The organism is Corynebacterium ulceribovis DSM 45146 (assembly GCF_000372445.1).
Classification (GTDB): domain Bacteria; phylum Actinomycetota; class Actinomycetes; order Mycobacteriales; family Mycobacteriaceae; genus Corynebacterium; species Corynebacterium ulceribovis.
In genome coordinates, this window is record NZ_AQUY01000001.1 from 736402 (window position 1) to 749991 (window position 13590).

The 13590-nt window shown below is 60.3% G+C and carries 8 protein-coding genes; 7 read left to right on the plus strand and 1 reads right to left on the minus strand.

All coding sequences use genetic code 11. From position 1 onward, the window contains the following. Positions 1-53: 53 nt before the first annotated feature. Genes feoB through ffh form a run of 5 tightly spaced genes read left to right on the plus strand, consistent with a single transcriptional unit; the run spans position 54 to position 9084 of the window. Positions 54-1991, plus strand: coding sequence for a ferrous iron transport protein B (gene feoB / locus A3EC_RS0103415; RefSeq protein ID WP_018023766.1), 1938 nt, complete (start codon positions 54-56; stop codon positions 1989-1991). Further along, positions 1991-2281, plus strand: coding sequence for a FeoC-like transcriptional regulator (locus A3EC_RS0103420; protein WP_018023767.1), 291 nt, complete (start codon positions 1991-1993; stop codon positions 2279-2281). The genes feoB and A3EC_RS0103420 overlap by 1 nt, the downstream gene beginning before the upstream one ends. 11 nt (positions 2282-2292) lie before the next feature. Continuing rightward, a complete protein-coding gene (smc, locus tag A3EC_RS0103425; RefSeq protein WP_018023768.1) occupies positions 2293-5757 on the plus strand; it encodes a chromosome segregation protein SMC in 3465 nt (1154 codons plus the stop codon). 21 nt (positions 5758-5778) lie between these two features. Next, positions 5779-7434 carry a signal recognition particle-docking protein FtsY gene (gene ftsY, locus A3EC_RS0103430; protein WP_026162150.1) on the plus strand — a complete coding sequence of 552 codons (1656 nt, stop codon included), beginning with the start codon at positions 5779-5781 and terminating at the stop codon, positions 7432-7434. Between the two features lie 60 nt (positions 7435-7494). Continuing rightward, positions 7495-9084: a signal recognition particle protein gene (gene ffh, locus A3EC_RS0103435; protein ID WP_018023770.1), complete on the plus strand. Its 1590-nt coding sequence runs from the start codon at positions 7495-7497 to the stop codon at positions 9082-9084. Between the two features lie 94 nt (positions 9085-9178). On the opposite strand, the gene A3EC_RS0103440 is transcribed toward ffh, so the two are convergent. Continuing rightward, the gene (locus A3EC_RS0103440) at positions 9179-11335 is read right to left on the minus strand and encodes an acyltransferase family protein (RefSeq protein ID WP_026162151.1); all 2157 of its coding nucleotides are present in this window, start codon (positions 11333-11335) and stop codon (positions 9179-9181) included. Positions 11336-11645: 310 nt separating this feature from the next. Between A3EC_RS0103440 and rpsP the strand changes: the two genes are divergently transcribed. Then, a complete protein-coding gene (rpsP, locus tag A3EC_RS0103445) occupies positions 11646-12128 on the plus strand; it encodes a 30S ribosomal protein S16 (RefSeq protein ID WP_018023772.1) in 483 nt (160 codons plus the stop codon). A gap of 176 nt (positions 12129-12304) precedes the next feature. Then, positions 12305-13582 (plus strand): MFS transporter, encoded by a 1278-nt coding sequence (locus tag A3EC_RS0103450; RefSeq protein ID WP_026162152.1) that lies wholly within the window; start codon positions 12305-12307, stop codon positions 13580-13582. The last annotated feature ends 8 nt before the right edge of the window (positions 13583-13590 follow it).

Consider the following 13590-nt stretch of genomic DNA (forward strand, 5'->3'; position numbering starts at 1 on the left):
CTAGCTGCCACAGTAATAGCCACGGCACCTCCCACGCCCCGAAAGGCGCGCCGGTGATTGCGTTGGTGGGCGCCCCAAATGCCGGTAAATCCACACTGTTTAACGGCCTGACCGGTGCGAAAGTGCAGATGGGCAACTGGCCCGGTACCACCGTGGAAGTTGGCCGTGGCGCATGGAAAACCCAAGGCGCCACCTATGACGTCATTGACTTTCCGGGGGCCTACTCGTTAGACCCCATAAGCCCAGATGAAGAACTGACCCGCAAACTGGTCATCGACTGCGAGCCAGAAGAGCGGCCCGACCTTGTGTTGGTCGCCGTTGACGCCGCAGCAATCAGCCGCAGCCTGTACATGGTCGCTCAGCTGGCAGAGCATCCGTTTCGCACTGTCATTGTGCTGACCAAGTCCGATGTCGCAGCAACGGCGGGCCAACCGGTGGATGCGGCAGAGCTATCGCGGGCACTTGGCATCCCAGTAGTGGCAGTAGACCCACGGCGCCGCTCGAACCTAGAGCAAGTGGGGGAAGCGGTCGCGCAAGCAATGCTGCGCGAGCCAGTGCAATTGCGGGAAGTGGGCACGACTGAGGCCGACATGGACATTGACCCCGATGTTGATCTAGCGCTGAACACCGAAGATGATTTCGCTGCCGCGGATGCGCGCTTTGCGTGGATTGAGCAAGCGGTCGCAGCGTCAACACGCTCTAATAACCGCAGCGCCGATGCCACGACCACCGAGCGGATTGACCGCGTCGCCCTGCACCCAGTGGTCGGCCCAGTGCTGTTTCTGGCTGTCATGTGGCTGGTTTTTCAAATCACCACCACCGTCGCCGCACCTCTACAAGCAGCCCTAGAGGGGTTTTTCACCGGGCCGCTATCCGAATGGACTGCTGGCCTGCTGGATAGGTTCGGGCTCACCCATCCGTTCTTCACCGGGTTCATCATCGATGGCCTCATCGGTGGTGTCGGCATGGTCCTTAGCTTCGCGCCGTTGATGGCGCTGATGTTCCTTTGTCTCGCGGTACTTGAAGACTCCGGCTACATGTCTCGCGCTGCCGTTGTCACCGACCGGGTGATGAAAGCGATTGGCCTGCCGGGCAAAGCCTTCATCCCGCTGATTGTCGGCTTCGGCTGTAACGTGCCTGCTATCTCCGCCACTCGGGTGCTGTCGAAACCGCAGCACCGTATTCAAACAGCGCTCCTCGTGCCGCTGACTTCATGCTCGGCCCGCCTGACGCTCTATGTCATGCTCGCGTCGGTGTTCTTTCCCGACCATGCCGGCACCGTCGTGTTCATCATGTACGTCGTCTCTATCGTGCTGGTAGTGCTGCTGGGCATGGCTCTGCGCGCGGCACTGTGGCGGAAGATGGGCACCGAAGCGCTCATCATTGACTTGCCGACTTACCAGATTCCTGGTGCCCGGTTGGCTTTGTCCGTCATGTGGGTGCGGCTGAAAGGCTTCCTAGAAACCGCCGGCAAAATCATCGTCGCCACGGTCGCGCTGATTTTCATTTTGCAAGCCACCCCGGTCAGCACCGATCAAGGTTTTGCTTCCGAAGATCTTGCACCACGCGACAGTGCTTATGGGGTCATTTCCACTGCTATTGCACCGATTTTCCACCCAGCCGGTTTCGGTTCATGGTCACTGGCCGGACCAGTGCTCACCGGATTCGTGGCGAAGGAAGCTGTCATTTCCACATGGGCGCAAACCTATTCAGTCGACGATGTCACTGATGCCAGCGCCAAGGAACAGGGCGAATCCGCGTTAGCTACCCAAGTCCGGGCAGACTTTGATCAAGCCTCCGGTGGGCACACCATTGCGGCGGTGTGGGCATTTATGCTGTTCATGTTGGCGTACACGCCGTGCGTTGCGACGATTGCAGCCCAGCGTCGGGAAATTGGTTGGAAATGGACCCTCTTTGGTGTGGCCGTGCAATTACTCATGGCCTGGGGCATCGCAGTGGCTGCGTTTAACCTCCTTAAAGTGTGGTTCTAATGGCAGGGCCACTGTCACAAGTCGCCGCTGCAATGCGTGCCGGCAGCCGCACCATCCGCGATATCTGCGCGCAAACAGGATTGAGTAACAGCACCGTCGCAGCAGCAATCGAGCATTTGGAGCGCAGCGGAAAACTCACCCGGCGCACCGAAACTGCCAGCTGCAGTGGCCACTGTTCAGGCTGTGAATTCGAAGAAGAACACCGCGGACAGGGCACGACGTGCCAACTGGGTATGCCGACGCCACGACGCGGTGCGCCGCGCGGCCTGACTTTCTACGAGCTCCGCTAAACTAGTTATCTATGCATCTGAAGTCGTTGACACTCAAAGGGTTCAAGTCCTTTGCGTCAGCGGCGACTCTTCGTTTTGAGCCTGGCATCTGCGCGGTAGTTGGCCCGAATGGCTCCGGTAAGTCCAACGTGGTCGACGCGTTAGCGTGGGTGATGGGCGAACACAGTGCCAAAACGCTGCGCGGTGGATCCATGGAAGATGTCATCTTCGCTGGAACATCCGGCAGGGCAGCCCTTGGTCGCGCAGAAGTTACCCTCACCATCGACAATGCTGACGGTGCGCTACCAATCGACTACTCCGAAGTGTCCGTCACTCGGCGCATGTTCCGCGATGGCGCGAGTGAATACGAAATCAACGGTGCCCGCTGCCGGTTGATGGATGTGCAGGAGCTGCTGTCGGACACTGGTATCGGCCGCGAAATGCACATCATTGTCGGCCAGGGGCGCCTCGGGCAGATTCTGGAATCCAAACCGGAAGATCGACGTGCCTTCATTGAAGAAGCAGCCGGTGTCCTCAAGCACCGTCGACGCAAGGAAAAAGCACAGCGCAAACTGCATTCAATGCAAGCGAACCTGGACCGGCTGCAGGACCTGACCGGGGAGTTGCACCGGCAGCTCAAACCGCTTGCGCGCCAAGCCGAAGCAGCAAAACGCGCCGCGACTGTGCAAGCAGATTTGCGGGAAGCGAAACTGAACCTGGCTGCCGCCGACCTAACGCGGAAGCGACAAGCTCTCACCGACCGCACCCGCACTGCCGAAATCCTCGCTGAGCAGGTGCTTGCCGCTGAAGAAGCTGCCGAAGAGGCTGCGGAAACCCTGACCACGCTGGAAGATGATTTAGCCGCAGTCACCCCAGCGGCCGATGCCGCCCAGCAGGAATGGTTTCGGCTTTCCGCGCTGCAAGAACGCGTCTCTGCGACCGTGCGTATCGCCGCCGACCGTGCCCGCTCAACCACTGAAACACGCTGGACTGGGCCGGACCCGGAGGAACTGCGGGAGCGCGCCGATCGCCTTGACGCAGAGCAAGAAGAACTCGATGCCACCGTCGAAGCGGCACTCGACACCCTCACCGATATTCGGGAACAAGTCGCAGAGGCCGAAGCCCGCGCCCGCGCCGCCGATGCTGAACATATGGCCGCAGTGCGCGCGCAAGCTGACCGTCGCGAAGGCGTGGTGCGTTTGGTGGCAGCAGAAGAGTCACTTCGTGCGCGTATTACCGCTGCGGAAGATGAGATTGAACGACTGCGGGAGCAGGCGGGGAGCGTCGATAAGCGCCGCGACGCTGCCGAAACTGAAGCAGACGCCGCCGCGACGGAACTGTCGGAAGCGGAAGCTGCGATGCCACAGTTGGAGGACCGGCAGCAACGCCGCGCGCAGGAACGTGACCAGGCGGAGACGCGGCTGCAGCAGCTGCGCAAGCAGGAACGTGAATTAGAGCGCAGGATTTCCGGGTTGGATGCTCGGATTGAGGCGATTGCTGCGATGGTGGCGGCCTCCCGCACCGATGGCGCGGCGTGGTTGCAGAAGAATCAGCAGGTCACCGCACTGTCAGAGCTGTTGGCCGTGCAAGGCGGATGGGATAGTGCCGTTGCCGCTGCGTTGGGGGACGCTGCCGATGCCGTGGTGGCCTACGACAACGCCGACACCATGATGGAGGCGCTCACCGAGGCGAATGGTGGTCACGCGACCGTCATTGAAGCTGGCGGCAGCCCGTGGCGTCTTGATGTGGACTTGCCGTCGGGGGCGCGGTGGGCACTTGATGCCATCACCATCCCGGAGGATATTGCCGGCGGTGTGACTGCACTGCTGGTCGACGTGGTGCTGGTGGATGACGCTGCGGCGGCCCGCGGACTTGTCGCCGCTGACAATCGGCTGCGTGCGGTGACCGCCGACGGCCGGATATACGGTGCGGGTTGGGTCCGCGGTGGTTCCGGTAGTCAGCGCAGCGCCGTGGAACTTGGTGCGGAGTCCGCTGGGCTTAGCGACGAAGCGAAGGCAGCTCGAGGAGAACTCGACAATCTCGCTGCGACTTTGTCTGGCGCAGAAGCCGAAGCGGAAGAGCGTCGTACCGAAGCTGCGGGTGCGAAAGCAGCGCTGCGGGAACAACAATCGCAGGTCAAGACGCTGGCGCAGCATGTCGCACGGCTGCAGAAAACCGCGGCGGCGGTGGTTCGGGAAGCCGAAACGATGGGGCAGCGCACCCAAGAGGCTGAAGACCGCTTGGCGAATTTGCGCTCCGAATATGACGAATTGTCGGATCGGTTGGCCCGCTTGGATGATGAACCAGACGATGATGAACCGTCGACAGAGCTGCGCGATAGCGCCGCGGAAGAATTAGCCCGGGCGCGCGCCGCGGAAACGGAAGCGCGGTTGGTGCTGCGTACCTCGGAAGAACGTGCCGGACAGGGGCGGGGCAAGGCTGAAGGTTTGCGTCGCCAAGCCCACTATGAGGAACAACAGCGAAGCCGCCACGAAGCGGCAATGGTCCGGCAGCGGGCCGCCCGGGAACTGGCCGTCGCGGTGACCGAACTCGGCGCGGATTTGGTTGACCGGGTGCGCGGCGCAGCAGACGCCGCCGCCCGCCGCAAAGATGCGTTTGTAGGCCGTAAAGCGCAGGTGCAGGCGGCATTGCAGCAGGCACGGCAGCAGGCCAGTGCAACTCAACAGCACCTGGCGCGGCTGAAGGATTCGGCGCATAAGGAAGATTTGGCGCAGTCCGAGTCGCGGGTGCTGATGGAGCAGGCGGAAGCCGCCGTGATGGAGCAGCTTGGCGTCACCGGCGATGACCTGCTGGAACAGTATGCGCCGGGGCCGGACTTCGACGAGGCGGAAGAGCAGAAACGGCTCAAACGCGCCGAGCGGGACCTGCGGGCACTGGGCAAGGTGAACCCGTTGGCGTTGGAGGAATACGCGGCGATGGAGGAGCGCTACCAGTTCCTGGCGACACAGTTGGATGATGTGCAGCGGGCGCGGGCGGATTTGCGGCAAGTCATTGAGGATGTGGACGCGACGATTCTGCAGCTGTTCACCGAGGCTTGGTTGGATGTGGAAAAGGAATTCCCCGCGGTCTTCCAAACGCTGTTCCCCGGCGGTGAGGGGCGCCTCGTGCTGACCGAACCAGAAGACATGCTGACCACCGGCATTGAACTGGAAGCTCGCCCGCCCGGCAAACGCGTCAAGCGCCTGTCCTTGCTCTCTGGTGGTGAGAAGTCGCTGACGGCGTTAGCAATGCTGGTAGCAATCTTCCGGGCGCGGCCAAGTCCGTTCTACGTCCTCGATGAGGTGGAGGCGGCGCTTGATGACGTTAACCTGCGCAGGTTGCTCAATCTGCTGCTCGAATTGCGGGAATCGTCGCAGCTCATTGTGATTACGCACCAGAAACCGACCATGGATATAGCCAACGTGCTTTACGGCGTGACGATGCGTGGCGATGGGGTAACGCGGGTGATTTCGCAGCGCATGTCGCCGACAACCTAAAAACCTGACAAACTGGACACCATGGAAACGTGGATGTGGATAGGTCTAGCTGTCGTTATTGCCATCGTCTTGGTGGCAGTTTTGCTGATTGTGGGCAATATGCGCCGCAAGCAGAAGACGATTTCTTTCCAACCGAAGGAAGAAACCCGGGAGCTAACGCAACAGGAAAAGTCCGGCGATTACCAAGCCAAGGGCGGTTTTAGCTTCTCTTCTGGTGCCGCAACTGGCGCCGCGGTGAAGGAACCGGAGCTGCTGCCGGGGCAGGAGTTGCCAGGCCAAGCTAAGCCGCAGCCACAGGCGCAGCCGACGGTGCCGCCAGTTGTGCCGCCGCAGGCGCCGGTACCGCCAACCGGTGAGCGGCCAGCGCCACCGGTGGTGGAGCCGGAAGCAGAACCGGTAATTGAACCGGAAGCAGAGCCGGTTAGCGAGCCAGTAGCCGAGCCGGCGGATGTACCAAGTGATGTGCCGACTGACGTGCCCGCTGAACCGGCAACCCCAGTTGATACGGAGCGGCCAGTTGCGGACCCAGATGAAGTTGATCTGGATGACGTGCTGGAGGAGCAGCCGGAGGTTGAAGAACCTGAGGTGACCGCAGCCCCGGTTGAAACTGAAGAGCCGATTGCCCCTGAGGTACCTGCACCAGCTGAAGAGCAGATCCCAGCGCCGGAGCCAGTTGTTGAGCCAGAACCTGTGGTGGAGCCGGAACCTGCACCGGAACCACAGCCAGAGCCTGCTGCGCCGGTAGAGGAAATCGCGCCTGCTGCTGGCCGCATGTCCCGGCTGCGTGGGCGCCTGGCTCGCTCCCAGAACGCCATCGGTGATTCCGTGCTCGGCATCCTCGGCGCGGGTGACCTCGATGAAGATGCGTGGGAAGAAATCGAAGACACCCTCATCATGGCGGACTTGGGCACCGCCTCCACCATGGAAGTGGTGGACAAGCTGCGTGAACGCATCGCCGCTGAAGGTGTTGAATCGGAAGAACAGGCCCGTGCGCAGCTGCGCTCGGTGCTGGTGGAACAGTGCCGCCCAGAAATGGACCGCTCCATCCACGCGCTGCCACATGAAGGCAAACCAGCCGTCATCCTAGTCGTCGGGGTCAACGGCACCGGCAAGACCACCACAACTGGCAAGCTCGGCCGCGTGCTCGTATCCATGGGCCACAAAGTGATGTTCGGTGCAGCCGATACGTTCCGTGCCGCTGCCGCAGACCAACTTGAGACGTGGGGCCGCCGCGTTGGCGCCACCACCGTCCGTGGCCCAGAAGGCGCCGACCCAGCTTCGGTGGCATTCGACGCCGTCGCACAGGGCATGGACCAGCAGGTTGACGTTGTGCTGGTGGATACCGCAGGCCGTCTGCACACCAAGACCGGTCTGATGGACCAGCTGGGCAAGGTCAAGCGTGTGGTGGAAAAGAAGGCGATTGTTGACGAAGTGCTGCTGGTCTTGGACGCCACCGTCGGCCAAAATGGTCTGACCCAGGCCCGCGTATTCAAGGAAGTTGTCAACATCACCGGTGTGGTGCTGACGAAGCTGGATGGCACTGCCAAGGGCGGCATTGTTTTCCAGGTGCAGGAAGAACTCGGCGTGCCAGTCAAACTAGTTGGCTTGGGTGAAGGTGCTGATGACTTGGCACCATTCGAACCAGAAAGCTTTGTCGACGCGCTTCTTGGCCAGTAGCGGCAACGGGGTATGGTGGTGGAGTTAAGAAAGTAGTCCACCACTAGGAAGAGCAGACGCGTGTTCGAATCACTGTCCGACCGGCTGCAAAGTGCGCTGAAAGACCTCCGCGGCAAGGGCCGCCTGAGCGAGGCCGACGTCAATGCGACGGCCCGGGAAATCCGCTTGGCCCTGCTTGAAGCAGACGTGTCGCTGCCAGTGGTCCGCGCCTTCGTCAAGCAGATTAAGCAGCGCGCCACCGGCGCCGAAGTATCGCAGGCGCTGAACCCAGCGCAGCAAGTCATCAAAATCGTCAACGAGGAACTGAAAGAAATCCTCGGTGGCGAAACCCGTCGCCTACACATGGCGAAAACCGGCCCGACCGTGATTATGCTCGCAGGTCTGCAGGGTGCGGGTAAAACCACCCTCGCCGGAAAGCTTGCGAAACACTTGGCCGCCAACGGGCACACCCCAATGCTGGTGGCCTGTGACCTGCAGCGACCAGGCGCAGTGCAGCAGCTGCAGATTGTTGCCGAACAAGCTGGAGTGAAGTCCTTCGCCCCAGACCCAGGTACCTCCATCGACTCCTACGAGCACGAGATGGGCACCTCCCACGGCGACCCAGTCGATGTGGCTCGCCGCGGTATTGAGGAAGCGACCCGTGCGCAGTACGACACGGTCATCATTGACACCGCCGGTCGCCTTGGTATTGACGAAACCCTCATGGGCCAGGCCCGCGCGATTCGCGACGCAGTCAACCCAGATGAAGTCCTCTTCGTCATTGACGCAATGATCGGTCAGGACGCCGTCCTCACCGCGAAAGCCTTCGCCGACGGTGTCGACTTCACTGGTGTGGTGCTCACCAAGCTTGATGGTGACTCCCGTGGTGGTGCCGCCCTGTCGATTCGTGAAGTTACCGGCAAGCCAATCCTCTTTGCCTCCACCGGTGAAAAACTCGAAGACTTTGAGGTCTTCCACCCAGAGCGCATGGCATCGCGCATCCTGGGCATGGGCGACATGCTCACCCTTATCGAACAGGCCGAGAAGGTCTTCGATGAGAAAGAAGCCATGTCGACTGCCACCAAGCTGGGCAGCGGCGAACTGACGCTGGAGGACTTCCTGCAGCAGATGCTGATGATTCGCCGCATGGGCCCAATCGGCAACATCTTGAAGATGCTGCCAGGCGGCTCACAAATGTCCGAAATGGCGGACATGGTTGACGAGAAGGAACTGGACCGCATCCAAGCGATTATCCGCGGTATGACTCCAGCAGAGCGTGACGATCCGAAGATTCTGAACGCCTCGCGCCGCAAGCGTATTGCAAACGGTTCTGGTGTGGCGGTCACCGACGTCAACAACCTCGTGGACCGCTTCTTCGAAGCAAAGAAGATGATGAGCAAAATGGCTGGCCAGATGGGTCTGCCAGGTGGCCGCGCTAATAACCGCAAGCGGAAGAAGGGCCGTAAGGGCAAGAAGGGCCGCGGCGGTGCAAACCCAATGCGTCAAATGCAGCAGATGCAGCAGCAGATGGGTGGCGGCATGCCAGGAATGCCAGGCATGGGCGGCATGCCAGATATGGCTGAGCTCCAAAAGCAAATGGGTGGCCAGTTGCCACCAGGTATGGAGAACATTGACCTGTCGAAGCTGAACTTCGGCCCAGGTAAGAAGTAGTTTCCTAGAAAACAATTCCGGCCCGTCAACAAGCAAAAACATTGCTTAGTGACGGGCCGGAACTATTCCTCCTAGCCGCGCTTTCGCGCCGAACCTACTTGGCCAACACCGGCTCCATTTTCTCCCACCAGTACTTCTGGGTGGTGCGGGCGAACTCATCGGAAATGTGGTCACGGTCGCGGTACACGTAGATGTTACCCACCACCGGCAGGCACTTATCGGCGGTGCACATACCATCGGAAAGATCCAGGTTGTGGCCGTTCTTCATCGCACCAATGATGGCGTCAGATGGATCGACTGGGGCGAGGTGCTCCGCGCGATCCAAAGCGCAGTCCTCCACCGAGCCAGTATCAACCACACACTGGGTTGGGTAGAACTTGTCGCCGCGGTGGTCGCGCTTGGCCCATGGGTTATCGCGCACCGCCAAGAACGGAATATTCGCCTCATCCAGCGCCTTCCAGAAGTTGACATAGCCTTCTGGAACAACATCGCCGTCTTCACCCGGGCGGGTAGAAGTGGTAATCACCAGGTCAGGCTTCTGCTCCAGGGCGTATTCCAGCGCCACGCGGCTAAACCGCACACAGGTGTTTTCTGGGTCGTTGTAGAACGGGTCATCAATGGTGATGGCGCAGCCCTGACGCAGCACCGGCACAATCTTGAAATGCTGAGCCTTACCCAGCTCATCCAGTGCGCCAGACCACTGCTCCGAGTGGGAACCGCCCATCAAGAACACGGTCTTGTCGGCATTAACGTCGCCGTATACGCATGGTTCACCCAGGCGGTCACTTTCCGGCGCGCGGATATGTTCAATGCGCACCATATCTGGGGCGTCGAGCTCAGAGAACAACATGCAGGCGTCCTCACCGACCGGCGGGTACAGTTCCTTAATCACTGTTGGATCTGGAACCGCCTCGACACCCTCCGGCACTGGCGCCTTGTCCAGCAGCGCAGTGGCGCCCGGGTAAGTCGCCAGGTCATAGCCGGTGTTCTTCAGCGTTTCCACGCGCCAGTTCCACACTGGCTGCAGCGCCAGCATGCCCACCAGTGCCATCGCCAGCGCGACACCACCGGTGCGCTGTACATTCCACTTCACATTGCGGTCGAACTGCAGCAGTGGCGCGCCCTTTGCTGCCTGCGGGCCCTTCTCGCGCAGCGGCTCCTCAATCCACCGGTTAGTGAACGCGGCCAGTGGCAGCGAAGCGACAATCACCAGCACACCAAGCACCCAGTGGTTGTTCTGGAAGAAGGCGATTTCCCGGTCAGCGACAATCTGCTCGCTGACAATCAGCAGCGGCCAGTGCCACAGGTACAGCGCGTATGCCCATTTACCCAGCTTCTGCATTGGGGCAGTGGCCAACATGCGGGACGCCCACGCCTGCTTGCCATGCGCGCCACCCACAATGACCAGCGCCGCGCCGCCCAGTGGCAGGAGGGTGACTGGGCCTGGGAAGTACTGCGCGCCGTCGATGACAAAGCCGGTCATGGCGATGAGCAGCAGACCCACAATGACGGTGATGTTCTTTACCCGGTCTGGCACCTTGATGTAGGTGATGTACAGCGCCAGCACTGCGCCCAGCAGCAGCTCCCACATGCGGGACCAAGTGCTGTAGTAGTTCGCCAGCTGGTCGGTGTTGTGCAGGTAGGTGGCGTAAATGAAGGATGCGATGGTGGCGATAGTCAAAATCACCATTGCTGGCATGCGGGTGGAGGCCGTGTCAGATTTACGGCGCACAATCCAACCGAGCAACGCCACGATCAGGATGCCGCCGACATAGAATTGTCCTTGCACCGACATGGACCACAGGTGCTGGAATGGGCTGACGCCAACGTCGGCCGCTTCGTAGTTCGCGCCTTGGGCAATCAGTTCCCAGTTCTGGAAGTACAGCAGGGATGCGGTGACTTGGCGGGCAAGGTCACCCCAGGAGGCGCGGGGCAGGAAAAGCACGGCCGCGGCAACACTGAATGCGATGACGGTGATAAGCGCTGGAAGTAGCCGTCGAAAAGTTCTAATTAATGCGTGCAGCGGGTTGATGGACCGCGCCCGGTTGTCCGCGTTGCGCAGCCGGGAGCCAAGGAAGAAAAAGCCGGAGAGCAGCAGGAACACGTCCACGCCGCCGGAGACTCGCCCAACAAATACGTGGAAAATCACCACGAGGGCGATGGCGAGTCCGCGAAGACCGTCAAGGTCGTGGCGGTAAGACACCTTGGGCACAGACGTTTTCGCAGAAGCTTGCGTGGAAGCTGAAGTCATAATCCTTGGCAATCACACTAAAATGGGGCGGTATAATTTTTGATAACAACAGCACTATAGGACCGACGTTCCATTTTCGCGGCAAGGCGTGCCGGTTGGGTAGCCCCACCGCGGTGCTTATCGACGTTGTGGGGGACGGGGATTTGGGGAAATGCTCTGATATGCAGTACCGTTTCTGTGTTGTCTGCGTAGCACCGTCATCGACCCCGGTCGACCGGTGGTCACGCGCAGGTTAATCCAAGGGTTGAACCGGCCGTCACGAGCCTGTGACGGTGTCTGCACTGCCCAGTGACCAAGAAATGGAGCCATCATGGCCGTTAAGATCAAGCTGCAGCGTATGGGTAAGATCCGCAACGCTCAGTACCGTGTTGTTGTTGCTGACGCTCGCACCAAGCGTTCCGGCGCAGTCATTGAGAACCTGGGTATCTACCAGCCAAAGTCTGAGCCATCTGTTATCCAGATTGACTCCGAGCGCGCACAGTACTGGCTGGGCGTTGGCGCACAGCCAACCGAACCAGTGTTGGCTCTGCTGAAGGTGACCGGCGACTGGCAGAAGGCTAAGGGCCTGGAAGGTGCCGAGGGCACCCTGAAGGTTGCAGAACCTAAGCCATCGAAGATCGACCTGTTCAACCAGGCTCTGGCTGAAGCTAACGATGCACCATCTGCAGAAGCTATCACCCAGAAGCGTAAGGCTGACAAGGAAGCAAAGGCTGCTGAAGCTGCCGCTGCTGCCGAGGCTGAAGCTGAAGCTGAAGAAGCTGCCGAAGAGGCCGCTGACGAAGCTGCTGAGTAATTCAGCCGTATGACTGGGATAATTCCCAGTTAGCAAACGTAACCGCAACCACAGGTTGGTTGCGGTTTTTGCTTTGTTAGGACCGCAGCTTGCGGTGTAGTCTAACAATTCTGCATTAACGAAATAGTTCAATTCAAAGTCAGGCAGAGGTGACTGTGGTAAGGGACGAATCTGGTGTGAATCCGGCAGCAGAAACTACAAAGACGACGGGGCAGGGCTCGCGTCGTCGGCCATTGCCACGACAAACCGAAATTTCCCGGCGCCAACTGACCATCGTCGTCATTGCGCTGGCTCTCGGCGGGTTCGGCATCGGCACCACCGAGTTTGTCTCCATGGGCCTGCTCAACCTCATTGCCACCGACTTCGGTATCTCCGAAGACGCCGCCGGTCACCTGATTTCGGTGTACGCGCTTGGTGTGATGGTCGGCGCGCCGCTGATTGCCGCCTTTACTGGCGGGCTGCCGCGCCGCCGTCTGTTGCTCATCCTGATGGCCTTTTTCACCGTCGGCAATGGCCTGTCCATGCTGGCCAACAACTACGAGACGCTGCTGCTAGCTCGTTTCATCGCAGGTCTGCCACATGGTGCTTTTTTCTCCGTTTCGGGCCTCTGTGTCGCTTCGATGGCCGGTCCAAAGAACCGCGGCAAAGCTATTTCGCTGCTGAGCCTTGGTTTTTCCGTAGCGACTTTGGGCGGCGTCCCGTTGGCGCAGTTCCTCGGCCAAACCTTCGGTTGGAACGCCGCGTACTCGCTGGTCACCGTAGTCGGTGTCGTCACCACCGTTGCCCTGTGGTTCTTCATGCCGCATATGACCGAGATGAAGGCGACATCGCCGCTGACTGAAATCGGCGCGCTGGCACGCTCCCAGGTCTGGTTGACCCTTGCGATGGCGACCGTCGGTTTCGGCGGCATGTTCGCGGTCTACACCTATATCTCGTGGACGTTAACCGACTCCGCCCATGCCGGGATGAACGAGCAGTGGGTACCGCTGGTTTTGATGATCTATGGCTTCGGTTCGCTCATTGGCGGTTTGCTTGGCGGTTGGATTGCCGACCGCAACCTTGAAGTGGGTCTCGGCGTCGTTTTCGCTGCCATCGGTCTGGCGCTCGTCGCTTTCTACTTCCTGTCATCGTGGGCAATTCCAGGTACCTTGGCGTTTGCTGTGGTCGGCCTGTGCGGTTCGGCACTGATTCCAAACCTGCAGATCCGACTGATGGACGTCTCGGGCGACGCACAGACTTTCGCAGCTTCGCTGATGCACTCGGCATTGAACTTGGCGAATGCTACTGGTGCCGCCGTCGGTGGCGCGGTCATTGGGGCTGGCTACTCCTACACGGCACCATCCCTGGCGGGCGCTGGCATGGCGGCGTTGGCACTGATCATCTGGCTGCCAACTATTCTGCTGCGCCGTCAGCAACTTTCTAAGGCAGCCACCGCGTCTGCTGCAGGTGCGTAAACTGGTCA

What these genes read in the sequence shown, in the direction of transcription:
- A3EC_RS0103420 (WP_018023767.1), top strand. Translation starts at nt 1,991, where the DNA reads ATGGCAGGGCCACTGTCACAAGTCGCCGCTGCAATGCGTGCCGGCAGC.
- A3EC_RS0103440 (WP_026162151.1), bottom strand. Translation starts at nt 11,335, where the DNA reads ATGACTTCAGCTTCCACGCAAGCTTCTGCGAAAACGTCTGTGCCCAAG.
- smc (WP_018023768.1), top strand. Translation starts at nt 2,293, where the DNA reads ATGCATCTGAAGTCGTTGACACTCAAAGGGTTCAAGTCCTTTGCGTCA.
- ftsY (WP_026162150.1), top strand. Translation starts at nt 5,779, where the DNA reads ATGGAAACGTGGATGTGGATAGGTCTAGCTGTCGTTATTGCCATCGTC.
- rpsP (WP_018023772.1), top strand. Translation starts at nt 11,646, where the DNA reads ATGGCCGTTAAGATCAAGCTGCAGCGTATGGGTAAGATCCGCAACGCT.